Origin of the sequence: Nostoc sp. (assembly GCF_036916575.1) — a bacterium.
Classification (GTDB): Bacteria; Cyanobacteriota; Cyanobacteriia; order Cyanobacteriales; family Nostocaceae; genus Nostoc.
Map to the genome: position 1 here is coordinate 62,704 of NZ_JBALGC010000104.1, position 25,816 is coordinate 88,519.

The 25,816-nt window shown below is 42.7% G+C and carries 23 protein-coding genes, 1 tRNA gene and 1 pseudogene; 7 read left to right on the forward strand and 18 right to left on the reverse strand.

Going from position 1 to position 25,816, the window contains the following annotated elements; genetic code table 11:
• The first annotated feature begins 233 nt into the window (after nt 1–233).
• Nucleotides 234–773 carry a DUF3172 domain-containing protein gene (locus tag V7L29_RS21630; RefSeq protein WP_334690008.1) on the forward strand — a complete coding sequence of 180 codons (540 nt, stop codon included), beginning with the start codon at nt 234–236 and terminating at the stop codon, nt 771–773.
• Between the two features lie 48 nt (nt 774–821).
• On the opposite strand, the gene V7L29_RS21635 is transcribed toward V7L29_RS21630, so the two are convergent.
• From V7L29_RS21635 to V7L29_RS21660, 6 genes are all read right to left on the reverse strand, one after another.
• Nucleotides 822–1,661: an AMIN domain-containing protein gene (locus V7L29_RS21635; protein WP_334690007.1), complete on the reverse strand. Its 840-nt coding sequence runs from the start codon at nt 1,659–1,661 to the stop codon at nt 822–824.
• Between the two features lie 98 nt (nt 1,662–1,759).
• Nucleotides 1,760–2,269 carry a hypothetical protein gene (locus tag V7L29_RS21640; protein ID WP_334690006.1) on the reverse strand — a complete coding sequence of 170 codons (510 nt, stop codon included), beginning with the start codon at nt 2,267–2,269 and terminating at the stop codon, nt 1,760–1,762.
• Between the two features lie 4 nt (nt 2,270–2,273).
• Complete coding sequence (locus tag V7L29_RS21645) at nt 2,274–4,472, reverse strand: cation:proton antiporter (protein ID WP_334736759.1); 2,199 nt, start codon at nt 4,470–4,472, stop codon at nt 2,274–2,276.
• Between the two features lie 485 nt (nt 4,473–4,957).
• Complete coding sequence (locus tag V7L29_RS21650) at nt 4,958–6,259, reverse strand: cation:proton antiporter (protein ID WP_334736760.1); 1,302 nt, start codon at nt 6,257–6,259, stop codon at nt 4,958–4,960.
• 343 nt (nt 6,260–6,602) lie between these two features.
• A complete protein-coding gene (locus V7L29_RS21655; RefSeq protein WP_334690003.1) occupies nt 6,603–7,037 on the reverse strand; it encodes a hypothetical protein in 435 nt (144 codons plus the stop codon).
• Between the two features lie 217 nt (nt 7,038–7,254).
• Complete coding sequence (locus tag V7L29_RS21660) at nt 7,255–7,974, reverse strand: GDSL-type esterase/lipase family protein (RefSeq protein WP_334736761.1); 720 nt, start codon at nt 7,972–7,974, stop codon at nt 7,255–7,257.
• A gap of 510 nt (nt 7,975–8,484) precedes the next feature.
• On the opposite strand from V7L29_RS21660, the gene V7L29_RS21665 reads away from it, so the two are divergent.
• Nucleotides 8,485–8,679: a hypothetical protein gene (locus V7L29_RS21665; protein WP_334690001.1), complete on the forward strand. Its 195-nt coding sequence runs from the start codon at nt 8,485–8,487 to the stop codon at nt 8,677–8,679.
• A 4-nt stretch (nt 8,680–8,683) separates the two neighbouring features.
• On the opposite strand, the gene V7L29_RS21670 is transcribed toward V7L29_RS21665, so the two are convergent.
• The 3 genes from V7L29_RS21670 to hisF form a co-directional block, all read right to left on the reverse strand.
• Nucleotides 8,684–8,756, reverse strand: a tRNA-Ala gene (locus V7L29_RS21670).
• A 96-nt stretch (nt 8,757–8,852) separates the two neighbouring features.
• Entirely contained in the window at nt 8,853–9,044 is a 192-nt protein-coding gene (locus V7L29_RS21675; RefSeq protein WP_334690000.1) for a hypothetical protein, read from the reverse strand.
• Nucleotides 9,045–9,143: 99 nt separating this feature from the next.
• A complete protein-coding gene (gene hisF, locus V7L29_RS21680) occupies nt 9,144–9,917 on the reverse strand; it encodes an imidazole glycerol phosphate synthase subunit HisF (RefSeq protein WP_334689999.1) in 774 nt (257 codons plus the stop codon).
• A 237-nt stretch (nt 9,918–10,154) separates the two neighbouring features.
• Between hisF and ruvB the strand changes: the two genes are divergently transcribed.
• A complete protein-coding gene (ruvB, locus tag V7L29_RS21685; RefSeq protein ID WP_334736762.1) occupies nt 10,155–11,255 on the forward strand; it encodes a Holliday junction branch migration DNA helicase RuvB in 1,101 nt (366 codons plus the stop codon).
• 105 nt (nt 11,256–11,360) lie between these two features.
• Nucleotides 11,361–12,164, forward strand: coding sequence for a tetratricopeptide repeat protein (locus V7L29_RS21690; RefSeq protein ID WP_334736763.1), 804 nt, complete (start codon nt 11,361–11,363; stop codon nt 12,162–12,164).
• A gap of 58 nt (nt 12,165–12,222) precedes the next feature.
• Here V7L29_RS21690 and V7L29_RS21695 read toward each other — a convergent pair whose 3' ends face one another.
• A complete protein-coding gene (locus tag V7L29_RS21695) occupies nt 12,223–13,611 on the reverse strand; it encodes a cytochrome P450 (RefSeq protein ID WP_334736764.1) in 1,389 nt (462 codons plus the stop codon).
• A 418-nt stretch (nt 13,612–14,029) separates the two neighbouring features.
• Nucleotides 14,030–14,833 (reverse strand): TIGR01548 family HAD-type hydrolase, encoded by an 804-nt coding sequence (locus V7L29_RS21700; protein ID WP_334736765.1) that lies wholly within the window; start codon nt 14,831–14,833, stop codon nt 14,030–14,032.
• A 328-nt stretch (nt 14,834–15,161) separates the two neighbouring features.
• On the opposite strand from V7L29_RS21700, the gene V7L29_RS21705 reads away from it, so the two are divergent.
• Nucleotides 15,162–15,461 (forward strand): 30S ribosomal protein PSRP-3, encoded by a 300-nt coding sequence (locus tag V7L29_RS21705; RefSeq protein ID WP_094333099.1) that lies wholly within the window; start codon nt 15,162–15,164, stop codon nt 15,459–15,461.
• 10 nt (nt 15,462–15,471) lie between these two features.
• Here the strand turns inward: V7L29_RS21705 and V7L29_RS21710 are convergent, their stop codons facing one another.
• The 5 genes from V7L29_RS21710 to V7L29_RS21730 all read right to left on the reverse strand — a co-directional run bounded on the left by V7L29_RS21710 (nt 15,472) and on the right by V7L29_RS21730 (nt 22,210).
• Nucleotides 15,472–17,241, reverse strand: a complete 1,770-nt coding sequence (locus tag V7L29_RS21710) for a serine/threonine-protein kinase (RefSeq protein ID WP_334736766.1) — start codon at nt 17,239–17,241, stop codon at nt 15,472–15,474.
• 146 nt (nt 17,242–17,387) lie between these two features.
• Nucleotides 17,388–19,508, reverse strand: a complete 2,121-nt coding sequence (locus tag V7L29_RS21715) for an SPFH domain-containing protein (RefSeq protein ID WP_334736767.1) — start codon at nt 19,506–19,508, stop codon at nt 17,388–17,390.
• Nucleotides 19,509–19,656: 148 nt separating this feature from the next.
• The gene (gene atpC, locus V7L29_RS21720) at nt 19,657–20,076 is read right to left on the reverse strand and encodes an ATP synthase F1 subunit epsilon (protein WP_334689992.1); all 420 of its coding nucleotides are present in this window, start codon (nt 20,074–20,076) and stop codon (nt 19,657–19,659) included.
• Between the two features lie 129 nt (nt 20,077–20,205).
• Entirely contained in the window at nt 20,206–21,654 is a 1,449-nt protein-coding gene (atpD, locus tag V7L29_RS21725) for a F0F1 ATP synthase subunit beta (RefSeq protein ID WP_334736768.1), read from the reverse strand.
• Between the two features lie 244 nt (nt 21,655–21,898).
• Nucleotides 21,899–22,210: a hypothetical protein gene (locus V7L29_RS21730; protein ID WP_334690033.1), complete on the reverse strand. Its 312-nt coding sequence runs from the start codon at nt 22,208–22,210 to the stop codon at nt 21,899–21,901.
• A 19-nt stretch (nt 22,211–22,229) separates the two neighbouring features.
• On the opposite strand from V7L29_RS21730, the pseudogene V7L29_RS21735 reads away from it, so the two are divergent.
• A pseudogene (locus tag V7L29_RS21735) lies at nt 22,230–22,391 on the forward strand (tetratricopeptide repeat protein); the annotation flags it as partial.
• 200 nt (nt 22,392–22,591) lie between these two features.
• Here the strand turns inward: V7L29_RS21735 and V7L29_RS21740 are convergent.
• Entirely contained in the window at nt 22,592–23,269 is a 678-nt protein-coding gene (locus tag V7L29_RS21740; protein ID WP_334736769.1) for a PEP-CTERM sorting domain-containing protein, read from the reverse strand.
• 1,086 nt (nt 23,270–24,355) lie between these two features.
• Between V7L29_RS21740 and V7L29_RS21745 the strand changes: the two genes are divergently transcribed.
• On the forward strand, nt 24,356–25,180 hold the full coding sequence (locus tag V7L29_RS21745; RefSeq protein WP_334736770.1) for a SirB1 family protein: 825 nt from the start codon (nt 24,356–24,358) through the stop codon (nt 25,178–25,180).
• Between the two features lie 87 nt (nt 25,181–25,267).
• Here V7L29_RS21745 and V7L29_RS21750 read toward each other — a convergent pair whose 3' ends face one another.
• Nucleotides 25,268–25,714, reverse strand: coding sequence for an SRPBCC family protein (locus V7L29_RS21750; RefSeq protein ID WP_334691950.1), 447 nt, complete (start codon nt 25,712–25,714; stop codon nt 25,268–25,270).
• Between the last annotated feature and the right edge of the window lie 102 nt (nt 25,715–25,816).

Sequence of the window (25,816 nt, forward strand, 5' to 3'; positions counted from 1 at the left end):
CTATTACGACTACGCTATGGCGTAGCGTCTCCTAGAGAAGACTCCGCTAACTCACTACCAACCTTTAATTATTTACGCCTACTAAGTTATCTAGATAAGTTCCTTTTTTCATTTAATCAAGAATATTGCACAGAAAGTCACAGGCAATTACAGTCAAGAATAGGCATACTGAAAAGAGGGAGAAAACTTTAGACAACTAAGAGCCAAATCGGCGTGAAGGTGATTAAGCAACAATGAGACGTAAACCCACTAGTAAATCGGCTACTACTTCTAAACCCTCTGTTTTCCAATCCCCTCTGTTTAACTTCACCACCATTGCAATTCTGGGAGGAGTGTTAATTTTGGGAATTGGGATTGGCATTGCTTTTAGTTCTACAACCACGTTGGCCCCATCAAATGTGGCTTCCCGTGAATTCATTGACACCAAAGCACCAAACCCTGAAATTTGTGTGCAGTACGGAGCCAGCGCGATGGTGATGGATGCTAGACTGTTCGTCACTCTTAACCCCTTCAATGTCTATGTTGCCCAGCCTAGTATGCGTCCAGGATGTGTGATCCGACAAAATAACTGGGCGCTTTTAGAGCAACGTAAGCTGGTGACATCTGATCAGGTAAGTGAGTGCAAAAATCGCCTGAACACCTTTGGCTTCACAGGTAACTTGGACAGTGACAAACCTGATATTAGGTGTATATATCAGAATGAAGCTGCTCAAAACTTCTTCACGGCTCAACCAGGAGCAGTCGGAACACCTCAAGAAACGGACAGATTTTAGATTTGGGAATGGGGCATTGAGTATCAAAAAGAATTTAATCCCCAGTCCCTACCGGGTTTTAGGTAAGGGTTGACCAAATTCGATCACCTGGGGATTAGGAATATTGGGGACTATTGGAACTGGAAATTCCGACATACCGAAAGGAGGAATGCTATTCAAGTTATCGGGTTGATTTGGGAAAGAAGGAGGGGGAAGAATTAAAGCAGGTTGTTGAGAGGATGTATTTGGAGTTAGGGGAGGTACAGTCACAAAAGGCTGCCCTGAGTTAGTAGTAATTGTTGAGGGTAGTTCACTAGATGGAGGTGGAACTGTAAGTAAAGGCGGTTGTGGATTAGTAGTAGTTACGGATACATTATTAGGCGGCTGTGACTTATAGGGTGTTTGAGATTGTTTCTTGGATGAAGGTAGAGAGTTTCCTGGTTTTGCGGCAGTAGTTTTACCAGAAATAACCGGACGTAATACCCAGCGAGTGGAGTTTTTTCGGGAAACGGGCTGCAGTTGTACCTGTTTGGGATTTAAAACAGCCCCTGATGCTAAATCTAGGACAATGCGTGTGTCGTGATCATTCAGTTGAGAAACGCGTATGCTTTTGATTGCTCCAGAATAATTTTGTTGCGTGGTAACTTTGCCCAACTTAGTATTCGGTAAATCTACAACAAGACGAGAGGGTTGGGCTAGGTAGAAATAACGGGGGGTTGTGCCTGCTGAGAGGGTGATTTCGAGTTGCTGTGTCTTGGGGGAAAAACGCCAATTATCTAGCTTTGCCACTGCTGTAGCCGCAGTAGTGGAAGTGTCGAGGGCGATCGCTGCATAAAAGCCTAATATACTGATGCTAAATAGCTGCTTGCGCCATTGGCAAAATTGCCTAGTCTTTAGTCCCTGATCCATTTTTTTATCTGCTCCATAAAACCCATACAATCGCTCACATTGCTGTTTACTTCGCGCTTTAAATCTCTATCCCTAGTCCCCAGTCCCCACTCCCCAGTTCAATGGCTGTTTAACTTCTGAGATTTTTGCTGGGCTTTTTCGGGCACAGCGGTAAATTTCAGAGTTTGTGGGATGCCATTTACGGTTAATTGACCTGTCATAGTACCTTTATCCACAAGTCGCATTTGAATTGTGACTGAGTTTAGAGGGTCATTTTGAGGACGAGGAATATTGCAAAGGATTGATTTGCCAACTTTTCCAGATAAATTTAACTGTTGATTTCTCAAGATGCCTGCCAGAGAGTGCTGTTCGTCAGTATCGGCGTTAGCGTTTGCCGGCAATACAGAGGCATTTAAGTAAATACCTGACTGCTCAATGTTTAAGGTCAGGGTATCCGATTTTTCACAGTTCGGCAAATTCTCAGCCAGCGTTAGACGATACCGGCCGTTAACTGGAGGAGGAGCCTTGAGATTGTTTTCCCCATAAACGCTGACAGTTTTAAACAACAGTAGCACTGAAATTATTGCTACTCCGTAAAAAGCTAAAGATTTGAAGTTGAAATGATTCATAATCTCAACTCCTTAATGTTGGCTCTTGACTACTAACCTCAGGAAGCACAGAAGCAAGATGAGCGATGACTTGACTGTAGCGGCGGGTAATTAGCAGGGAGGAGCGACATTGGATCGCTAGTTGATCAGTATATCTTCCCAAGGTTTGACGTTTGATACCCCAAGTGCCGCTGGTACCAGCAATTGTCAAGTCTACACTTTTTGAGGCTTCGACTACAGCTTGGATTGGCTCTGGAGCTTGGACAATTTTGATTTCTATGCGATCGCGTACACTACTCGGTAATTGCTCTATCATCGTGTTCAACTCGTAACTCAATTCATCCCTGAGGCGGTTTTCTGGTATAACGTGTAAAACCTGCAACATACAATTTTCATGATTGATTAGCAGTCTGAGCGCCAGTATCAGTGCCAAATCATCATGAATATTTGCAGAATAAGGCACCAACAAGCTTTCTAATCGCTCACCTCCCCGGTCTACAAATACTGCTACATCCACTGGTGCAGTGGTGAGAATTTGACCAACTCTTCCACCTAAGCGATTGCTACTAAAAGCTGGGCGATGCCATCCCACAAGAATTAAATCAACTTGCTCTAGTGCGGCAATCTGTGCTGTTTCCCGTGCGACATTGCTGGATATGCGAATGATCGGATGCACATGAGAGCGTGTTTCTAGCGGTTCGAGAGTATTAATCAATTCTTCTAGCTGCTGGCGGCGCTGGGCAATTAATCGGTCTGCTTCAACTGGCGTACTTTCAAAGGCATAATTTTCTTGAAATTCAATCAGGCTAAGAGGGTTAACAACGGCAGGATGTTGGTAGTTGAGAGCGATGCCTACTGCCAACTGTACCAAACCTTTTTGGCTACTCGGATTGGCCACTGGCACTAAAATTCGGTAGGGACGAACGTAAGTTTCACTTCCAACAGTCGCATCTGTATCTATATCTGTTTCTGCTTCCGACTCTGGTTGCACGACATCTAACTTGATCAGCTTCTTCGGATATGTCCATTCCAGCAGTGGCGAGGTCATGAATGTAGTTACCAATGCCATAATTACCAGCATGGTAAATATTAAAGGGGAAATTACCCCTAACTCTAGACCAATGTTTAGCACTATCAGTTCAGTTAAGCCGCGAGTATTCATTAACCAACCGAGTGCCGAGGCTTCCCGTTTATTAATGCCACTCACACGGGCCGCTACATAAGTGCCAACATATTTGCCTGCGATCGCCACTCCTAAAACCAACGCACACAAAAGCCACAATTCTGGACGGTTGAGCAAGCCAATTTGCGTCTTTAAGCCACTGTAGGCAAAAAATATTGGCAGCAAAAATATCAATACAAAATCTTCGGTTTTTACTGCCAATTCCCGCACTAAATCTTCATTTTTGGGCATGGCTGCTCCCAGTAAGAATGCCCCAAAAATTAAGTGAATGCCAATTTGTTCGGTGATCAGTGCAGACGCAACTACGCCCATATAAATCCCAGCTAGCAGCAATTGGCTGAGGCGTCCTGCACGGAGGTAGTGTTTGGCAAGGCCTTTGAGGAACCAACGTCCCACCGTCAACATCAAGGCGATATAGACTATGCTGGCGATAATTGTGGGTATCGCACCAGCAAAGTTGCCAGTTCGAGCTACAGCGATCGCAACTGCTAATACACACCAAGCTGTAACATCATCTACTGCTGCACAAGTTAACGCCAACGTTCCTAAACGCGTTCCTTGTAAATTGTTTTCAGTAATGATTCGCGCCAACACTGGAAAGGCAGTAATCGACATCGCCGCCCCCAAAAATAAGGCGAAGGTGGTAAAGGATACACTTGCATTGGAAACTAGGGGATAAAGTAGCACCGCTAGCAATGTTCCTAAGGAAAACGGCAGCAAAATGCTTACATGAGAAGTTAAAACAGCTACTTCTAATTGTCCGCTGAGGTATTTTGGATTTAGTTCAAGCCCAATCAGAAACATGAAAAATATTAGTCCCACCTGAGACAAAACATTTAGAAAAGGAATAGTTTCTGGTGGAAACAAGGAAACTGCTACATCGGGAGCAACTAAACCAAATAAAGATGGGCCAAGCATAATCCCAGCGACAATCTCACCAATTACCAGCGGTTGCTTAATGGAACGGAATCCTAGCCCTACTAGCTGTGAAAGTCCAATAACAATCAGCACCTCAACCAGAACAAGAATAACTATGTGCATGGTTTCCTTAAAAGTAACTATCTGGTTTCTCTAAGATGATTCTTTAAAAGACTGGAAAATGTCAAGCTTGTTAGATACACCTCAATACAGTTCAGTTAAGTATTTATTTGTCTTTGTGTCCTACCCTGTGGGAAGCCACTTCATGTCTATACGTTCTTCTAGTGCGTCTGGTATCTGAATGCAGGTCGTTCAAACAATTGAATTTTACAAATAGTTTTAGCCTTAACCTTTGCGTATTATTATACACGTAAGGGTAATTTGTGCTTCGTTCTCATGTCAAATATTGTTACGATGCAGTTGCAGGCGTGAAACATAAATTTTAATGATTTTAGTAGCTCAATTTAGAATAACTTCCGAATTACTGATATTCAAAAAATTAGGTAATAGGTAGCCAGTTTGTAGTGGCGTTTAAATGCCACTACAAACAAATTAGCAGTTATATCTATCAAAGCAGAAATTTTTACCCAATTGCTAGGTAACTAATTTTATAAAATTTGCTTAAGCGGAGATTTATCATAGCTTGTTCCATGCAACAAAAAGGCAATCATTGGTGATGCCATAAGGGTAGTAATTACTGCCATAATAACCATGATAGTGAATAAAGTTGGGGTAATTATACCTTGCTCAAGACCAATATTGAGGATGATTAACTCCATCAAACCACGAGCATTCATCAGAGCGCCGATAGTTGCAGATTCACGCCAATTTTCCCCTGCCAATTTTGCAGCCAACATACAAGCAATACCTTTACCGAGAATTGCGATCGCAATAATTAAGAGCGTAATTCCCCACAAATTAGGTGTATTTACCAATCCAATTTGAGTGTTCAATCCAGAGAAAACAAAAAATATCGGTAACAAAAAAGAAGTAGTTAAAAATTCTGTATGTTGGCGAATTTGTTGGGCGAATTCTTGGCGTGGTGTTACTGCTCCCAGCACAAAAGCACCAAATATTGCATAGATACCTGTGACATCGGTAAACCATGCACAAAACATCAAAATTATCAACATTAAAGTTAGGGTTTGTCTGTTCACGCCTGCATCGCGTTTTGTCATGTGTGTGAACGCTCTCAGTAGAGGTTGACCGAGAAAAATTGCAAATAGCAGGTAGCAGATGCCACCACCAATTGCTAATATGGCAATGCTTAGAGAATTTTTGACGCAAGCAAGCACGATCGCCAGCAAACACCAAGCAACTCCATCATCTACTGATGCTGCACCTAAAGCCAAAGTACCGAAGCGGGTTTGTGCAAGACCGCGTTCGTAAAGAATACGAGCTAACATCGGAAAAGCCGTAATTGTCATCGACGCACCTAGATACAAAGCGGCCGACCAAGGCGTTACCTTTGGTTGAAAAAAATTGCCGTTGTGATAAAGCCAAAAAGAAGCGATCGCTCCTAAAATAAAGGGAGTGATAATCCCAGCCGCAGATAGCAAACTTGCACTTTTGATATGATGTTTTAAGAGTTTGGTATTAAACTCTAAACCAATCAAAAACATATAAATTACCAACCCAATTTGGCTGATAGCATATAAAATCGACATCGATGGATTAGGTATCTTGAGTCCAACAGCAGTGATGATGGGAAGCTTAGGAAATAGCCATTGCTGAAAATCTGGTGCAATCAATCCTAAAAGTGATGGCCCTAGCATTACGCCTGCAATCATTTCGCAAACAACATCGGTCTGAGCAAGATAGCGACGTCCTAAAATCGTGACGATGCGACAAGTGGCTAAAATAACTGTAAGTTGCAGAAATAGCTGAATAACTAGATCAAAATTCAACATAGCACTTCCTTAATTTACGTCTCTGCATTGAACTAGGATTGTGGATTATAGACTCTTTACGGGGACAATTTTGATGGGGATTCAACTCCCAACCAATATTCATAGCGATGCACACAACTGTATGTCAATACAACATATTGCATTCAAACTAAAATCGCCATATATGATTTTTTGAATTTGCGATTTAATTGTTGATTTTTAATTACAGCAATTTTCAGGTAATTAAACCATAAAGTAGGGGCGCACAGATGTGCGCCCCTAGAGAGGATTGTGGTTCAAATCAATGAAAAAACTATCAGTATATTAGGTGAAAATAAATTGAATATTTTAAGTATTTGAGATTTTACAACCACTCCCCACCCCGGAAACGCCAACGGGGAAAGATAATTCGCATCAGGCTTTGTGAACTAATAAAAACTGCTAGCCATACGACGCTATAGTGCAATAGAAAAACTGTTGGCGAAAATTCATCTTTCGGTAAAGGTATTGGTAAGAAGCCAAACACTTTGACTCCACAAAACACAAACACCAATTCCCATATGCCAGCTAAGAGTTGATAAACTGCGGGCCAATCTCTATCCCAGCGGGATTTTTGCAGATAGTCGTAAAGCACATCCCAGCCTAAGCCAAATATGGCAACATAACCAAGTATCCAAAAATAAACTGAGTTAGTACTAGAACTAATCAAACCCATTGCAAAAGGCAAAGATACAAGTACGCCTACAGTTGCAAGTAATAATAATCGAGTTTGCCAGCGACCAAATAAAGTTGGTGTCATAAGAGTACTAAGTTAGGAGTTAGGAGTGCTGAGTAATGAACAAGAGAGAAGTTAGAGTTTTTATAGATGGATTATGAAATGGATGTTACACCTACTTTCATTGAAAATTCAGCAAGATTGTGGTGCTTTTTGCAAGGATGGCAAATACGAGAATATCGGCTAGTCCCAAAGCACCAACACATCTATATTATTAGGATGGTTTAAGGCGATAATCAAACTAAGAATGGTAAGCTGCATTGGCAAAGCCTATTAAAGGTATGGCATCCCAATTGATCACATCTTCTAACAAAGCTTGATAACCTAGTGTATTGGGATGAAGACCATCTTCACTCAAGCGTTTGAGCCGCCAATTTTCACCACGTTCTATCCATTGCTCAAAAATATCCAAATAAGGAATTTGCCGTTTATTACAAGCAATTCGAGTTGCTTCTTTGTAGCGGTATTGATCGGCATGATTATAATAAAAGCAATCTAGAAATGGCATCTTGGCTTCATCCACTGGCACCATGCCCACAAATAACACAGGACATAGTTGCTGTGCTAAATCTAGTAGAGAAGCAATTTGCTTTTCAAATACGGTAAAATCTGTGTAACTTCGCCCATTGGGACGCGCCAAACGTGCTGAGTCATTCACGCCTACTGATAAAATAATCAAGTCGGGAACACGATTTCGCAGTTCACCCCGGTGGCGAAATTCTGCTTCTAGCCTTTGTGCTACTTGTTGCGTGTGATCGCCTCTTACCCCTAAATTATAAAGAACATGACCCGGACTATCCGGCAACATCCACCATCGCCGTAGTTGCTCAATCCAGCCTCCTTTTTCCGGGTCGCCAAATCCATAAATTAAGCTGTCCCCCAGTGCGACAATCTTCATTGGCTGAAAGTGATTTGGTGGTACAGACACCTGCATTGAGGAAGAAGCTAGAAATGTGTGCATTTAACAACTATATTTTATATCTTTACAAGATTCTATACATTTCTATACCATAGATGGCTATCTTTAGTGTCCAAGCATCTATGGGGTTTCTACTTGTTGATAATAGTTGCAAGAGTTAATATTGTCGCATTTAAGCCTCTGAGGTCGAAGGTTGAGCTTCTGCGGGTGGACGTTGAGCTTCTGAGGTCGAAGGTTGAGCTTCTGAAGGTGGACGTTGAGCTTCTGAGTGTCAAGTATCGAGTTTGGAATTTGAAACAGCTAGGCGATGTCTACGACGGGCTACGCCTACGCACCATGTTTCAGTTTATTTTATGTATGAGAGAGTGATGTCTACGAGGAGCTAAGCTTGAGGCGATGTCTACGACGGGCTACGCCTACGCATGATTCATATTTTAATTCAGCAACGCCTATTATTAGCAGCATTTACACAAAATGATTCCACCCGAACAAGGGACGGAACATAGCATAGATGTGTTAAATGTCTTAATCTAGTAGCAAAAAGTAATATCAGTGGATGCAATCGCACAAATCATTGATACTGATGAGTATGAAGTTGAGGAAGTGTTAGAAAATTGGCTAGAGTTCTTACAGCAACAACGAATCGCCTCAGAAACCCATTACAGCCTCTATGATTCCAACTTTCGAGACTGGCTAGGTAGACAGCAAATAAAATCCTCTCCATTAACGGAGAGGTTTAGTGTGTGAAGAATGGAGCTAAGCGGATTCGAACCGCTGACCCCCTCAATGCCATTGAGGTGCGCTACCAACTGCGCTATAACCCCTTAAAATCCATTATACATAATCACTTAATTATTAGTACTTTGTCAAGCTTTTTATGGAAACTAAATTTTAAATATCTCCTTTAGCACTCAGCACTCCTACGACACTTGCAACAAATAGGTCATACAGTGCCCCATCAAAAAGTAAACTACTAACATGGCAGCAGCAGCCAAAGCAACCAATGTACCAGCCAACATTAGAGAAAATTCTTTACTCTGGTAGGCTCTTTCCATTAAGTGCAGTGACCACGCCACAAGGGCTACATCAAAAAGTAAAATAGGAAGCAACATATTTTTTAATATTTGTTAATACTTGTAAAATAATATTAACACCCTTTCAGGCAAGTGTGTCTAACCTAAGATAGATGTCATTGATTAAAAAATAACCCTTTATGAAAACAAGCGGACTGGCACGTTGCGATCACGTAAATAATTTTTGATTTCTGCGACGCTTAATTGACCATAATGTAACAGGGATGCGAGTAATGCTGCTTCAGCCTTGCCTTCAGTTAGGGCTGTGTAGATATGTTCACAATTACCTGCACCACCAGAAGCAATGACTGGAATTTCTACAGCATCGGCAATTGCCCGTGTTATCTCGATATCATACCCGGTTTGGGTTCCATCAGCATCCATACTTGTGACTAGCAGTTCTCCGGCCCCCCGTTTTTCAACTTCTTGTGCCCAAAGTAAGGCATCTAAGCCTGTATTTTCCCTACCACCCCGCACATACACATCCCAACTTGGATTTTCCGCATTATTTCTGCGTCTGGCATCAATAGCAACAACTATGCACTGATTACCAAAGCGATCGCTGGCTCGATTAATTAAGTCTGGTTCCCGCACTGCCGCAGAATTAATACTAACCTTATCTGCGCCAGCTCGTAACAAAGCTTTAACATTTTCTAAGGATTGAATGCCACCACCCACAGTCAATGGAATAAAGACCTGTTCAGCAGTGCGGTACACCACATCTAAAATAGTAGCTCGGTCTTCATGAGTAGCTGTAATATCCAGAAATACTAACTCATCTGCACCAGCTTCGTTGTAAACCTTGGCCAGTTCTACCGGATCGCCTGCATCTTGGAGATTGACAAAGTTAACTCCTTTTACAACCCGTCCCGCCTTCACATCTAAGCACGGTAAAATTCTTTTAGATAACATAATAACTTTTGTACTTCTGGGTAATTGACCGGAATTTAAATTTTAAATTGGCGCGGGTATTCTCAAACGAAAACTTTCATGGCATGGAACACTTGTACTGAGCGAACGCAAGAGCGTCTCTAAGAGTTGCCGAAGTATTGAGCATTGCTTATTCTTTCTTTGCCTACTTCCCTTACTCCCCACTCTCCACTCCGAATTACGAATTAGTCTGTCCCCTTGAAAGTAGATAGCTGAATTATGGCGATAATCTCCTCGAAAAAACAGCCTTCAGAACCCAACAAAGAACCAAAGCAGCGTCGGGAGTCGGCGAAAGCACCATTCCCAGACAAGATTTTGCAGCCTGAAGCTGCTATTGATGAACAAGATCAGCAAGAAGAAGGTATTCGACCGCACCGATTTGCCGATTACATTGGGCAAAAAGATTTAAAGGATGTCCTAGATATTGCTATCAAAGCAGCCAAGTCTCGTAGTGAAGTGCTAGATCACTTGCTGCTGTATGGGCCGCCGGGATTGGGCAAAACCACAATGGCAATGATTTTAGCATCGGAAATGGGAGTAAATTACAAAATTACCAGTGCGCCAGCCCTAGAACGTCCACGAGATATTGTCGGGCTACTAGTGAACATGAAACCAGGGGATATCTTATTTGTGGATGAAATTCATCGCCTCTCGCGGATGACGGAGGAAATTCTCTATCCGGCGATGGAAGATTATCGCTTAGATATCACTATTGGTAAGGGTTCGAGCGCTCGGATCAGAAGTTTGCCGTTGTCAAAGTTTACCCTAGTGGGAGCTACAACGCGTGTAGGTGCCCTAACTTCACCACTGCGCGATCGCTTCGGTTTGATTCAAAAACTGCGATTTTACGAAGTTGACGAACTGACTAAAATTGTACTGCGAACCGCTCAATTACTCAAAACCCTCATTACAGAAGATGGTGCCACAGAAATTGCCCGTCGTTCACGCGGAACGCCACGTATTGCTAATAGACTACTTAAACGAGTACGTGATTATGCGGAGGTAAAAAATTCTGGTGAGATTAATGAAAGCGTTGCCTCAGAAGCATTGCAACTATTTCAAGTAGATCCATGCGGTTTAGATTGGACAGACCGCCAAATGCTGAGTGTAATAATTGAACAATTTAATGGTGGGCCAGTGGGGTTGGAAACAATGGCAGCAGCAACGGGTGAAGATACCCAAACAATTGAAGAGGTATACGAACCTTACCTCATGCAAATTGGGTATTTAACTCGGACTCATCGTGGGAGGATGGCGACAAAGGCAGCATACAAGCATTTAGGATTCACGCCGCCTAATGAACAGTTGTCATTATTGTAATTATGGGAAATTGGGCATTGACCAAACAGGGCATTAGGTATTAATTATGCTCCTCTCCTCCCCTGCCCCATTCCCCATGTTTAAGATAGACACAGGTAAATCCAGATGATTAAGTTAATTGGTATTTTTCTCAGTCTGTTACTTGTGTTTGGCTGGGGTACTCCAGTCATGGCACAATCTCAACCGCCCATTACTCAAGAACAATTAAAACAAGGCGATGAGTGGGCAAATCAAGCGTTTACAGCAACGAATCAAGGTGATTTTGCCACGGCTGAAACTTACTGGACAAAGATTATTGAGCAATTTCCCACTAATGCAGGGGCGTGGAGTAACCGAGGAAATTCGCGGGTGAGTCAGAATAAATTACAAGAGGCGCTGGCAGATTATAACAAAGCCATAGAACTAGCGCCAAATGTCACCGATCCTTACTTGAATCGGGGTGCGGCGTTGGAAGGGTTGGGAAAATGGGATTCGGCGATCGCAGATTATAATCATGTCTTAGAACTCGATCCTCAGGATGCGATGGCGTACAATAATCGCGGTAATGCCACAGCCGGTTTAGGAAAATGGTCAGATGCGATCGCAGACTACAAAAAATCTAATGAGATTGCTCCGAATTTTGCCTTTGCCCGTGCTAACTACGCCCTCGCTCTTTATGAAACTGGTCAAAAAGACCAAGCAATCCGGGAAATGCGGAATATTGTCCGTAAATATCCCAAGTTTGCCGATATGCGTGCTGCCCTGACAGCAGCATACTGGGTAAATGGAGAACAAGGCGAAGCCGAAAGTAACTGGGTAGCTGCTTATGGACTCGATAGCCGTTATAAGGACATCAACTGGGTAACAAATATCCGTCGTTGGCCGCCCAGTATGGTATCAGCTTTAGATAAATTCTTGAAACTCCAGTAATTAGCAGGTAAATCAAAGGGGAAGCGAAGCAATCGCTCCCACCTGATTCTGAGACTTTCTACACTGAGTTAGTCTCAAGAACTCGCTGATTTTGCTGACGCTTTCCAATTACTACCATTGGTACACCACCGCCTGGTGCTAATAGGACGCTTTTCCGAACTGGCAGTACTGGCTTTGTATCAGCTAGTTTCATTTGCCAACTAGATAGTATAGTTGCCAATACCAGTTTCATCTCAAACATGGCAAATGCCATGCCAATACAGCGACGATTACCACCACCAAAGGGCAAAAATTCAGCTGAAGTAAATTGTCGTTCTAGAAACCGATCTGGTTTAAACTGCTTTGAATTGGGGTATAAATCTTCTCGATGATGACTTAAATAAATACAAGGAACCAGTATAGTACCAGGGTCAAATTTGTAGCCTGCAATTTCTAAAGGTGATTTAACCAATCGATTTAATCCCAACATCCCCACCGGATACAGGCGCATTGTTTCTGAACAAACAGCATTCAAATAAGGTAATCGGAAAATGGCGTTCGGGTCTTTGTTGTCACCCAGACTATCCAGTTCTTGCAACAGTTTTTCACGTATTTCAGGCTGATGATGAATCCAGTACAGCGCCCATGCCAAAGAACTAGCCGTAGTTTCATGACCTGCAACCAACAAAGTCATTAACTCATCACGTAATTCCAAGTCTGTCATCGGCTCACCTGCTTCATCACGAGCCGCCATCATTAAAGACAGAATATCACTTCGAGACTGATCTACAAGCGATCGCCTCTCTTGAATTTCAGCATAGATGAGATCATCCATTTCCTGCCGCAAACGTAGAAAACTTCCCCAAGGACTGCGAGGTCCTAAATCCTGTCGTAATAATGGGAACAGCAGTAATATTGCCCGAAAAATAGGTTTTTTTGGATTCAGGATAGCAATCAGAATTTCTTTGAGTTTTTCATAACGAAGTCCGTCCTTTAGACCAAATACAGCCTTTAAAATCACTTGAAAGGAGATTTTTTGCATAGATGGCAAGACTGTAAAGGTTTCCCCGACTGTCCACTGGCTAGTTACTTGCTTAGTAATCTCACAGATTAAATTACCATAAGCCTGCATTCTTTCCCCATGTAGAGGAGGTGTCAGCAATTTACGCTGGCGCTGGTGAGGTTTTCCTTCTAAGGATAGTAAAGAATTTGGCCCCAATAAAGGCGTTCCTGAACCTGCTGCTGCACCAGAGTCTAACTGTTTTGGATCTGTGGTAAAAATCTGCTGAATCGCCTGAGGATTACTAATAAACACTTGAGGAGTAAAAACTGGGCCAATTCGGAGGGTAAACGTATCACCATAACGTTTAGCACAGGCTTCCATGTATTCTAAGGGATTAGTAAGCCACTGATACGTCTGTACCCAAGGGTGAGTTTGAGGGCCGTTAGGCAGTTTAAGTGCAGACATTTTTATTAATCTCCCAATAATTGGGGCAAGATTGTTATCAGCTAGTCATTCTTGTACGCATAGCTTGATTGATCTTAGTACAGCATTTATTAATTCGTAGCGAATTAAAGAAAGGCAATACGTTGCAATGCCAATGCGTCGGCCGCATTGTTAATGCGTCCCCCTGCAATGCCAATGCGTCGGCCGCATTCTTAATGCGTCCCCTTGCAATGCCAATGCGTCGGCCGCATTCTTAATGCGTTCCCCTGCATTAAAAACGCTACACTTTTACGCAAAACTGTACTTATAACACAATACGCTTGGGTTAAAAATTTCTTCCTTCTCTTTGCGTCCTTTGCGTCCTTGGCGGTTCGTTAAAAAAATTGATTTGAAGAAAGAGTTTTAGCCTTAACCCAAGCGTATTGACTTATAACATAGCTCAGGCAGATGAACTTACCAATTCTTGAATCTGCCTTGGGGTTAATTCCTGGACATTACACAAAACTACTGCTGCTCCTGCTGCTAGCAGTGTCTCACCATAAGCATTACCACGGGCTGCTGTTTCCTGCACATGGGGCGGTAAAACCCCTACACCAATCCAAGTGCGAGAAGAATCCAAAGCCTGTGCTTTCTCGACAGTATACATATCTGCTACCGTATCTCCCACATACACTACAGCTGATGTTTGCTCAATTTTATTCTCTAACTGACGAACTGTGGCGAAAAGTCCAGTGGGGTCAGGTTTACCTGGTGCATCTTCCATCGCAATCAACACAGGAGATTGTAAGCCCAGGCGTTTTTCTAAAATATAGTTAGCGGAAGTACGAGTCGCACCGCTGAAAAATCCCCAAGCAATCCCCGCTTGGGTAAGTTGCTCTAAATAGCTTGGTTGCAATAATAAAGGTTCATTACAGATATACCCCGTTAAATTGTTGGGGTCTGGTCCTCGGTAACGGGATTGAAAAAAAGCAACGATCGCATTGTAATCTAGTTGCAGTTGTTCGCGGGTCTGTTTTTGGGTTTCAAAGTAGCGGTAAATTAATTCCTGCGATGCTTCCCAATCGTTATTCCACACGCCTTCAGACTTCAGTTGGTCAATATCTAGTGGTGTTGGACGATATGCTTGGGTAGTAAAATATTCTACGGTATCTGCGATCGCTCGCCGATAGGAACCGCTAACATCGCGCACAACGCCATCAATATCGAAAACAACGATTGTTTTTGTAGAAGTTTGTTGAGTCATGGGTAGAGAGTAAAAGAGTTTTATATGATCATAAGGAACTTCCAATTTTGTGTACCGGATGATCGCTTAGTCAAATCGTCAGCACTTATACTTTCATTGGGTAAGAATTATGGTGATAGTGTTAATTTTAGAGGGTACGGTTTTGCGCCTGCTTCATGGAGGGGTAACAGACGTAGGATGTACGGGCATAAGCATCTTGAGTTAGCGCCGACTACAGCTTATGCTAGCCCATTTTCAATCACTAGTTTCGTCATTTTATATAGTATTGCGTTAAAATAAGCGATCGCTATCCTAGTTAAGTAATGCCCGGAAATTCCCGGAGGTGTGATTGACCAAGTTTATTTTGAAAATTCTGTGGTTAGACGAAAACGTCGCTCTAGCGGTTGATCAAGTTGTAGGCAAAGGCACAAGTCCTTTAACTAAGTACTTTTTTTGGCCCAGAAATGATGCCTGGGAAGAGTTAAAGAAGGAACTCGAATCCAAACATTGGATTACTGACCTAGATCGCGTCGAGTTGCTGAATAAAGCGACAGAAGTGATAAACTACTGGCAAGAGGAAGGCAGAAACCGTCCAATGGCAGAAGCTCAGTTGAAATTTCCGGAAGTTGCCTTCACAGGTAGCGCTTGATATTACAAAATTAGCTATTGTACTGTTCTACAAGCTGCCACAGTTTGATAGTTTTATCCCTGCTGCCACTTGCAATTAATTGTGTAACTTTGCTCACAGCAACAGCAGATACTGAGTCTACATGACCAGAGAGAGTAACAATCTCTTCTGCTGTGCTTACCTTCCAAAGTTTAACTGTTTTGTCGCAACTTGCACTTAGAAGCGTTTCGCCATCGACAGAAAAAGCCACAGCCACCACAGACCAGGAATGGCCTACAAGTGTGCAAATTAGCTGACCAGTGTTTACCTCCCACAATTTAATAGTGTTATCATCACTACCCGTCGCCAAAATTTGACCATTGGGACTAAAAGCGACTGTCAAAACCGCCCATGCATGACCTGAAAGGGTGCCTAACAAGCGATAGCATAGGCGGTTTTGAAATTTTTTCTCAAACCTTCCAAATGCTCTCAATTGCCACAGGCGAATTGTTCTGTCATAACTAGCGCTAGCTAAAATCTGTCCTTTGGGACTAAACGCCACTGAATTTACCTGTAATTTGTGTCCAGTTAGGGTGCAAATTTCTGTACCAGTATTTACATCCCAGAGTTTGATTGTCTTATCCCAGCTACCACTAGCGAGAATCTGTCCATCTGGACTAAAAGCAACTGATTTTACAGCGTGTGAGTGTCCCAATAGGGTGCAGATTTCCTCTAATGTCTCAACCTGCCACAATTTGATAGTTTTATCGTCGCTAGTAGTTGCCAGAATTTTCCCATCCGGACTGAAGGTAACTGATTTTACAGCTTGGGAATGTCCTGATAAGCTAGCTAGGACTTTTTGGGTATTTAAATCCCACAATTTGACGATTTTATCATCACTACCACTAGCTAAAGTGTTACTGTCAGGGCTGAGGGCAAGGGCATTCACACTACTGAATGTCCCAGAATGCCCAGTTAGGGTATGCAAGCAGCGCCAAGGAGGATTTTGAATTTGGGATTTTGGATTTTGAGTTTTACATTCCATACCCATTGCTTGCATAACTTCATCAGCTGATTGAAAACGGCGGTTAACAGCATTTTGCAGCAGCTTGTCGAGGATTTGCGCCAAGCGCTCGCTTACCTTAGTAGTAAGATATTGTTGCCAAACCCAGCAATCATTAGCAATATCAAATAAATCAAAGGGAGAAATCTGGGTAAGTAAGTAAATACAAGTTACACCCAAGCTATATAAGTCACTAGCAAAAACCGCTTTTCCCCTCGCTTGTTCTGGTGCAGCGTATTCTGGACTGCCGATACTGATTTGTGATGTTAACCGATCAATTTCTGTAACGATTTTCGCAGTGCTAAAATCGACTATGACTAAATCCCCTTTTTTTGTAATTGGGGATCTACGGATGATATTGTAGGGTTTAATATCACGGTGGATGATGTTGCGATCGCTAATCAACTGTAAAACTGGCAACACATCTTCTAACAGTTGCCAAATCTGAGTTTCATTAAAAGCGCCTTCCTCTTCAACCACCTGAGCTAAATTAGTGCCTGCAATAAACTCTTGCACTAAATAAAAATGCCCGTTCTGCTGAAAATAAGTTAATAAAGCGGGAATTTGGGGATGTTTTCCTAATTCCTCTAGCCGTTGCATTTTTTGCTCAAAGGCTAATGGTGTTTCGGATTCCAACAATAATTCTTGAATGACGAAAGGAATTGGAGGAAACTGACCTTCATCTACAGCGAGGAAGGTTTTGCAGAATCCCCCTTCACTAATCCGCTTGAGTAAACGATAACGTTCTTGTAAAAGCAAAATTTTTTTGCCTACAGGGCATCCACAATAAAATATAGCTGTTTTTAGTTACTCAGAACTCGGAATACCAATTTGAAATAAGAATGCGACAGATGTATGGGTAGGGGCATACGGCTGTACGCCCCTACAGACGTACATTGGTGTTGCTAATGTTGCTTATCCGCCGGAAAATTCACAATTATAGGTGGAAGACCATTTTCTGCGGTAGGTTGTGTTTGGGTAACTATCGGTTGTGCATGTAAAGGTGTTGGTTTTAATTCACCTGGCTTGGCAGTTTGATTCCATAAAATCATCGATAGTAGTCCATCCACTAAGCCGTTATTGCTGCCGTTACTACCAACTAAGACATCTGGAATCAAGCGGACATTGCGATCGCCGATAATCTGCATTAGTTGCATTGCTGTATAACCTTGTGGCCCCAAAGCTTCCACACCTGTCCGATAGGTTTCAGCTTTGGCGTTACCTGTGGCCCGAATACCTTCAGCCTCAGCAATTGCCCGGAGTTTTGTCCCCTCGGCTTCACCAGTCGCCTGCTTAATTTGGGCTTGGGCTTTGAGGTCAGCAATATGTACACTCTGCTCCGATTTCACCATTTCTTGCTGAATATCAGCGAGTGCCGTTTCCCGGACAAGCTGCTGCCGTTGGGTTTGCGCCATCTGCTGGACTTCATAAGTCTTGCGTTCTTCTTCGGCAATTTTCCGGTCTGTCTGTGTCTGCATTAGTGACGCTGGTGGCTGAATATCACCAATCAGAGTGTCGATCGCTTGCACGTCATAAGCCCGTAATGCTGTTTTAATATACTCAGCAGCCTCAGATTGTCGTTCGCTGCGAGCGGTGAGAAAGTCTAGTACAGTATAATCTTGGGCTGAGTTGCGGAAATAATTACCAATAGTTGGTTCTAATACATGGTCTACCAGATTTTGCATTGCACCAACGCGAGAAATTACCTTTGGAGCATCTAAAGCACCCACATGGATAATTTGCGCTACTTCCAAATCAAAGGCAAACCCATCACGCGATCGCACTGTTAAAGAAGCCAGTTTAGCATCATAGCTGTGGCGTTCAGTCCGACCTGACCAGTTTAAGACAATGTTGGTCGTTGGCACGAGTTCAATCTTCATAATCCGGGAGTTAATCGGGTGCTTACCAGGATATAGCGGTTCGATCCACACACCCTTATGTCCCTGATTTACCAAGTTACCGTGGGTGAAAGCTGCACCACTGACATCTTGATGTGCTTTACCCACGAAAGAAATTACCACACCCACATACCCAATGGGAATTTCCGTCATCGGCACTTGCTCAACCTGGACAAACCAAGGATTCAAATTCCAAGAACCCGAAAGCAATATCTGTTCTTGTAAACCTCGCCGTCCACCGCCATCAATAAATTTGTGACCATTTTGGAAGTTGTCGTGTCTCTCAATTATGGGGCCTGCGAGTTCACCGGCAGAAATTGGCAAACCATCTAAGGTAGTGACAATGCCAACTTTGTCAGATGCCAGACTGTACACCCGTAACTGTTCTGGAGTCATGCCATGAGCGCTGGCATTTGCTGCCATGATGACTTTAAACAGGGCGGTATTGATCCGGTACGTACCAGCTGTGAGAAAACCCATTTGCCGTCCTTTTTCCCCGCCTTGGGCAAGGAATTTACGAGCATCTTGGAAGTTGTCACAACTGACAATTTTACCCAAAATCCGCTCTGGTGGGTTGGGTTGACCATCTGCTGCCACAATCAAAGCGATTTCCCCTTGGGGAACGACAACTACTGGCTCTTTTTTTACAGAATACTGCCAAGGCCAATAGCCCCAATGCCAGCCAGGAGCTAATGTATCTGCCTGCAAGCCAGCTTCGCCGTTGAGGGCAATCAAACTGCCGGCAGGGAGTCCGCGCCCAGAAAGGGTAAATTTTCTAACTATAATACCGACTTCACGCTCGCCAATTACTACAAGTCCACCAAAGAATAGGGGGACAAATATAACTAAACCCCCGACAAGGACAATGGGGATTAATACGAAAGGGTCAATTCCAGCAGCTTGATATTGAGTCCTGCTAATTTGTAATTGGGAAATATTTGGTTTGGTCTGATTTAGCTGGACTGATGCAGAAGTAGTTTTTACAGGAATTGCATTGGCAGAGTGAATACTTCTAGCGTTCGTCAAAGACACTGGTGCAGCGATCGCTAAGGTTGCTACAACAGATGCTACAAAGCGAGCTACCTTATTTTGTTTACGAGTACCAAGTAAAGATGAAAACCTTTTCATAATATGTGCCCATCTGGGCAACTAATTAGCTAAGTTAACACTTCACTAGAGCTTGCCTCAATTTCTTAAACTTGATGTAATTTTTTTAAAATTTAATAAATAATTTGTAGATTGGACATTGCCCAACCTACAAAGATGAAATAGAAAGTTAAATTGAGACCGAACCGCCAGCAGCTTGAAACCGAGCGCGGGCGCGTTTGAAAGCTTGGGTTGCCTGAATTTGGGCTTGGCGATCGTCTGCTGACACTTGACTTAGACGTGTTTCTGCTTGGTTATAAGCAGTACGAGCTTCATCAAGGTTAATTTTGTCGCCACGTTCAGCACCGTTAACCAGAATTGTCACTTCATTTTCTTCGACTTCAGCAAAGCCACCCAAAAGGGCGATCGCCTCCCAATTCTGATTTTTAGCGGCGCGGACTCGCATTACACCAGTATCCAGGGCGGTCAAAAGTGGTGCGTGTCCAGTTAGGATACCTAGTTGACCAGTAGTGCTAGGCAAAACGACTTCTTCAGCTGGGGCATCCCAGACTGTTTTATCTGGGGAAATTACACGAACGGTTAATGTCATTTGTCTTTTGTCCTTCGTCCTTTGTCCTTTGTCCTTTGTCATTTGTCCTTTGTAATTGCCATTAGTCATTAGCAGTTGAACTAATGACTAATGACTAATGACCAATGACCAATAACTAATGACTAATGACTAACCTTTGATTTTGTCAGCTTTAGCGATCGCTTCGTTAATATCGCCAACCAAATAGAAAGCCTGTTCTGGCAGAGCATCCAACTCACCAGACAGAATCTTTTGGAAACCTTTAATAGTGTCTTCCAACTTCACGTACTTACCAGGAGAACCGGTGAATACTTCTGCTACAAAGAACGGCTGAGACAAGAAACGCTCAACCTTCCGCGCCCGCGCTACGATCAAACGGTCTTCTTCAGACAATTCATCTAGACCGAGAATGGCGATAATGTCTTGGAGTTCTTTATAACGTTGCAGAGTTGATTGCACTGCCCGGGCAGTAGTGTAGTGTTCGTCACCGACAATGTTGGACTGTAACATCGTGGAAGTCGAACCAAGGGGGTCAACTGCGGGATAAATTCCCTTAGCTGCCAAACCGCGAGACAGCACTGTTGTACCATCCAAGTGGGCGAAGGTGGTAGCAGGTGCGGGGTCGGTGAGGTCGTCCGCTGGTACGTACACTGCCTGAATGGAGGTAATCGAACCCTCTGTAGTTGAGGTAATCCGCTCTTGCAGTTCACCCACGTCGGTTCCCAATGTGGGCTGATATCCTACTGCTGAGGGCATCCGACCGAGTAGCGCGGATACTTCCGAACCTGCTTGTACAAACCGGAAAATGTTGTCAATAAATAGCAGCACATCCTGTTTGTTCACATCCCGGAAGTACTCTGCTACTGTCAATCCTGAAAGACCAACCCGCATTCTCGCTCCGGGTGGCTCGTTCATTTGACCGTAGACTAGAGCAATCTTTGACTCGTTGAGGTTGTCTTTATTGATTACTCCAGATTCAATCATTTCATTGTAGAGGTCATTGCCTTCACGGGTGCGCTCACCCACGCCAGCAAAAACGGATACTCCACCATGCTGGGTAGCAATATTGTTGATCAACTCCATCATGATTACAGTCTTACCAACACCAGCACCGCCGAATAGACCAATCTTACCGCCGCGTCGATAGGGAGTCAGAAGGTCAACAACTTTAATCCCAGTCTCGAACACGGAAGGTTTGGTTTCCAGGTCAGTGAATTTGGGAGCAGAGCGGTGGATGGGTAAACTTGCCTCAGCATCTACAGGGCCCCTGTTGTCTACAGGTTCGCCAAGGACGTTAAAAATCCGACCCAAAGTGGCTTTACCAACTGGTACGTTGATCGGAGCGCCTGTATCGGACACTTCCAAACCGCGCACTAAGCCTTCGGTGGAACTCATCGCAACAGTCCGCACCTGGTTGTCGCCCAGCAGTTGCTGTACTTCAACGGTGAGGTTGATTTCTTGTCCAGCTTCGTTGCTGCCAATGATTTTCAAAGCGTTGAAGATTTGTGGCAATTTCCCGCCGGGAAATTTAACGTCTACAACTGGACCAATGATTTGAGTAATGTAGCCTATGTTTGTTTTTTCTGCGGTTGTGACCATGCTGCGCCTAATGATTGAAGCTATATTTCAGATAAGGTCGGAGAAGACATAAAGTTAAGCAATGTCACCTTTCAGATTAGCACTGAACGACCCTACTCTACGCCATAAATTGATCCTTAAGACTGCTGCCTGGGGATCAAAATTAAGGTAAGTTTTAGCATGGGGCTGGGAGAAAATCAAAATCAAAACTACTGTGTCAGGATAGTGCAGACACAGCAGTGTTAAAAGTTAGTTACCGATAAATTTAGTCTTTAGCTGTGCCTTTGAGTTGTTTGCGCTTCACTTTTGAAGCAGCACCGAAAGCACCAAATGCCAAGACACCCAACATAGAAGTTAGTTCAAGAACAGGTTTCACTTGCTGAATACTGCCGATAGTCAGGTCATCAAAACCAAAGACGTCACTCCCGCCTCCGGTGTTACCAAAGGTCACTTGTGTAAAAACTTCGCTGGGGTCTGAGGCAATGATGCTATAGTAACGTGCCGAGCCGCCTAGACTAGAAATGGTCTTAGGAACGGAGAAAGTCTCAGTACCTCCGTTTGCGAGTGTCAGAGTCAACTTACCATTAAAATCCCTACAATTTTTGGCACGGATGCTGACAAATTTAAAATTTATTTACCTCAAACAGCAAGAGTTAGAAAAAACGCTGGCAGCGGTTGAACGAATTTTGTTGCTGTTTCCTAATTTAACTTTAGAATTGCGCGATCGCGGTCTGAGGTTAGCGGTACTTAAACATTTTTGAGGGATAAACAAGCCTCAAACCCATGCAAGGCAAGGGAAATACACCAATTACTCAAAAATGGTCCAAACCCAGATATATCAATAAACTAAGCAAAACGATGTCAAAATCCATCTGTATATGGATTTGAGGCTTTTTTATGGGTATTTTTTGTCTAAATCCCATTAATGAAATTAAACGGCTTAAATAAAAATTGATGCTTATGCCTTAATTGCGGCTTGTTGTTTACGCTTGCAAAGAGAGGTAAGGCCAAAAGCACCGAAACCTAAAATACCCATAATTGAACCAGGTTCAGGAACTGATTTAGTCAACGTCACATTGTCAAGCAGCAATCCAATATTATCTGCGCCAGTCTCTTGGAAATTTAATCTGGCACTTGTTGCAGAAGCAACGCTAAAACTTCGTGTATAGGTTGTAAACCCTTGAAATTCGGGTAGTAAAAATGTTTCGCTAAACAAACTACCCAGAGATACGGTTACAGGGTCAATCACGTTATTTCGTTGATTCCCAGCAAGCTGGAAGCTGAGGTTAACTGTGTCTCCTGCTTGAAAGTTAAATGTTGTTTTAGATTGAAGTGTACCAGCTTTAAATGTTGATCCATCCAAATCTACATATAGTCCGTTACCAGGAAGGAAATCAAAATAACCATTTCCAATCAAGTCCACAGATCCGTTTATAACATTCCAGTTGGAAAACTGAGTGTAATTTAAAGTGGCAAGATTAGCAACACCATTATTTTCTTGATTAAAATCATCCTGTAAGAGGGTTGTAACTGATGCTGCGCTAACAGAATTTGTCGTAGCAAATCCGATTGCGGTCAAGGCTGTTAATACTATACCAATCTTATTTAAACTTTTGAAAACAATTGATTTATTCATGATTCTAGTTTCCTCAAAAATTCCAAAGGTGTGTATTCTTCCAAACGACAATTAATGACTCTCGATTAATGCTGATAAACTCAGTTGTGATTGCACTCGAATTTATCAGCAAAATTAGGCATAAACCCCTCTGTGATCAGTAAGGGTTTAGCCTTTTGCTGCGAGCGCAGATATAAGCACTAGTAAAAATGACTAAAGTTCTGAACTTAGCTTTTGTCTTCTAATTATTTAAAGAGGTTATTACCAGTGTTTTCCTCACTTGCTTATTCTTTTAGATTACTAGCAAATTTATTTAGTGTGGAGAGTATTTGCGTGTATTCACATAAGAATTACATTCTAATTTAGAATAAATAACAGCCAAAACCTAGATATAAGGCAACTTAGATACCAGTATCAAGTGAATAATTGACTAAAACTTTGTAAAATTAAATTGTTGCTTTAAGATAGGCTTATCAACGTGATTATGCGTAAGTATAACTATGTAAGCAGAATCTACACTTAAGAACATCGTAGTAACACACTGTTATGATACCTAGCGATGAAAACCATAGTAGTTAAAAACTTAAGGTAGCGATGCCTGCGGCGAGCTTCTCTACGAGAGGCTACGCCAACGCTAACGCTTGCTCGTTGATATTAAGATAAAAATTATCTTGTCAGCGTGTTTGCTTGCTTAATACATATTAGGGAAGCTTATATAAAAAATCTGCTCTCTGCGACGATCGCACAAACAGCAGTACTATGCCATTTCATTCAAATAGTTAATACACATGCTCTTAATACTATTTCGGAACTTAGGTAATTAGTAATTAGTAATCACTAATTGGTAGTTTGATACCATACATCTTTAGATTGCTCAAAGCAGATTTAGCACAATTAAATACTATAAATGTGTACTTTAGTCAATACTAAAAAGCTACATTAACGTATTTTCATCCGCTGGATACATTCATTTCATCAAAACTATGTACAAATTACATTTCCAAATCTTCTGAATATCCTTAATATAAAAATAGGTACAATAAAACTATTTTCAGTTCAGCCAAGCAGCTCTGGCTTCATCCTCACATTTCCACTGAGCAACAACCTATGAATTTCTCGTCAGCACGACAATATTTTTACCAAGAGATTCAGCAGTCTGACGAGCACATTGACCTAGCAAAGGCAGCTTTGTATATTGCACAAGAAGAATATCCCAACTTAGACTTAGAGGAATACCTCAACGCCCTTGATACAATGGCATGGGAGCTTCAAGAACGCTTGCCTGACTCACGATATCCTTTGCGGATAGTTCAAAGTATTAATCAGTATCTCTACGAATATTTAAAGTTTTCAGGTAATAAAACTGACTATTACGACCCGCGCAACAGCTTTTTCAATGATGTAATTGACCGACGATTGGGGATTCCGATTACCTTAGCGCTGGTTTACCTGGAGGTTGCCCGACGGATTGATTTTCCGATGGTGGGTGTGGGAATGCCAGGACATTTCCTAATCCGCCCAGATATTTCAGATATAGAGATTTTCGTCGATGCTTTCAATGGTGGTGAAGTAATATTTGCCCAAGATTGCGAGGAACGGCTGTCTCAACTTTATCAACAACCTGTGACCCTACAACCAGAATTTTTAGCTGTAGTCACTCATCGGCAATTTTTGGCACGGATGCTGACAAATTTAAAATTTATTTACCTCAAACAGCAAGAGTTAGAAAAAACGCTGGCAGCAGTTGAACGAATTTTATTGCTGTTTCCTGGTTTAACTTTAGAATTGCGCGATCGCGGTCTGATCTATTATCAACTCGGTTACTATCCTCAAGCCATAGACGACTTACAAAATTATTTAGCAAAAGTTCCTGATGCCGAGGATGCATCTGTGATTCGGCGGCTACTTACTGAATTGGCTAAGGATGGGTAGAGGGATAGGGGAGATGAGGCAGCAGGGGAAGCAGGGGAAGAAGAACTATTGATCATTGCCCAATTCCCAATACCCAATGCCCAATGACTAATTTTGTTGTTCTTCTGCGACTCGTTTGAGGCGGCGCAGCTGGGCTTGCATATCTTCTTTTGTCCAAGATGCGGCAAAGGTGTTGAAACCCCAACTAATTAAGGGATTAGGGATATCGTACTCAAAGCGGTTGAGTAGGCGCGTTCCCTTTTCTGTTGGCTGACATTCCCAGCGATCGCGCCCGTGAAAAAATCCCTGAAACTCCCAAACTACCAAACCCGGCTGTCGTTCTACAATTACGCTATTCAACGTGGGTTTCAGTAGAGGAATTTGAATGATAAAACGACTTTGACTGCCGACATCGGTACTCCAAGCTTCACCCACAGGTTCGCAACGGAGGACAGGGTTGAGCCAACGGTGCATCAGAGCTAAATCGCTAATACAGCGCTCTACCACCGTAGCTGTTGCATTAATTTGAATCGATTGTTCCAAAACTTGGGACATTCCACATCTTTGATGCTGTTGCTGCAATTAGAGTAACGCAAAATTTGCCATTGCCAGTAGATTAAATCAAATATTTGGTAACAAAGTCAAAAATTACTCTTG

Coding starts and splice junctions, on each gene's coding strand:
- V7L29_RS21630 (WP_334690008.1), top strand. CDS start 234: ATGAGACGTAAACCCACTAGTAAATCGGCTACTACTTCTAAACCCTCT.
- V7L29_RS21635 (WP_334690007.1), bottom strand. CDS start 1,661: ATGGATCAGGGACTAAAGACTAGGCAATTTTGCCAATGGCGCAAGCAG.
- V7L29_RS21640 (WP_334690006.1), bottom strand. CDS start 2,269: ATGAATCATTTCAACTTCAAATCTTTAGCTTTTTACGGAGTAGCAATA.
- V7L29_RS21645 (WP_334736759.1), bottom strand. CDS start 4,472: ATGCACATAGTTATTCTTGTTCTGGTTGAGGTGCTGATTGTTATTGGA.
- V7L29_RS21650 (WP_334736760.1), bottom strand. CDS start 6,259: ATGTTGAATTTTGATCTAGTTATTCAGCTATTTCTGCAACTTACAGTT.
- V7L29_RS21655 (WP_334690003.1), bottom strand. CDS start 7,037: ATGACACCAACTTTATTTGGTCGCTGGCAAACTCGATTATTATTACTT.
- V7L29_RS21660 (WP_334736761.1), bottom strand. CDS start 7,974: ATGCACACATTTCTAGCTTCTTCCTCAATGCAGGTGTCTGTACCACCA.
- V7L29_RS21675 (WP_334690000.1), bottom strand. CDS start 9,044: ATGTTGCTTCCTATTTTACTTTTTGATGTAGCCCTTGTGGCGTGGTCA.
- hisF (WP_334689999.1), bottom strand. CDS start 9,917: ATGTTATCTAAAAGAATTTTACCGTGCTTAGATGTGAAGGCGGGACGG.
- ruvB (WP_334736762.1), top strand. CDS start 10,155: ATGGCGATAATCTCCTCGAAAAAACAGCCTTCAGAACCCAACAAAGAA.
- V7L29_RS21690 (WP_334736763.1), top strand. CDS start 11,361: ATGATTAAGTTAATTGGTATTTTTCTCAGTCTGTTACTTGTGTTTGGC.
- V7L29_RS21695 (WP_334736764.1), bottom strand. CDS start 13,611: ATGTCTGCACTTAAACTGCCTAACGGCCCTCAAACTCACCCTTGGGTA.
- V7L29_RS21700 (WP_334736765.1), bottom strand. CDS start 14,833: ATGACTCAACAAACTTCTACAAAAACAATCGTTGTTTTCGATATTGAT.
- V7L29_RS21715 (WP_334736767.1), bottom strand. CDS start 19,508: ATGAAAAGGTTTTCATCTTTACTTGGTACTCGTAAACAAAATAAGGTA.
- atpC (WP_334689992.1), bottom strand. CDS start 20,076: ATGACATTAACCGTTCGTGTAATTTCCCCAGATAAAACAGTCTGGGAT.
- atpD (WP_334736768.1), bottom strand. CDS start 21,654: ATGGTCACAACCGCAGAAAAAACAAACATAGGCTACATTACTCAAATC.
- V7L29_RS21740 (WP_334736769.1), bottom strand. CDS start 23,269: ATGAATAAATCAATTGTTTTCAAAAGTTTAAATAAGATTGGTATAGTA.
- V7L29_RS21745 (WP_334736770.1), top strand. CDS start 24,356: ATGAATTTCTCGTCAGCACGACAATATTTTTACCAAGAGATTCAGCAG.
- V7L29_RS21750 (WP_334691950.1), bottom strand. CDS start 25,714: ATGTCCCAAGTTTTGGAACAATCGATTCAAATTAATGCAACAGCTACG.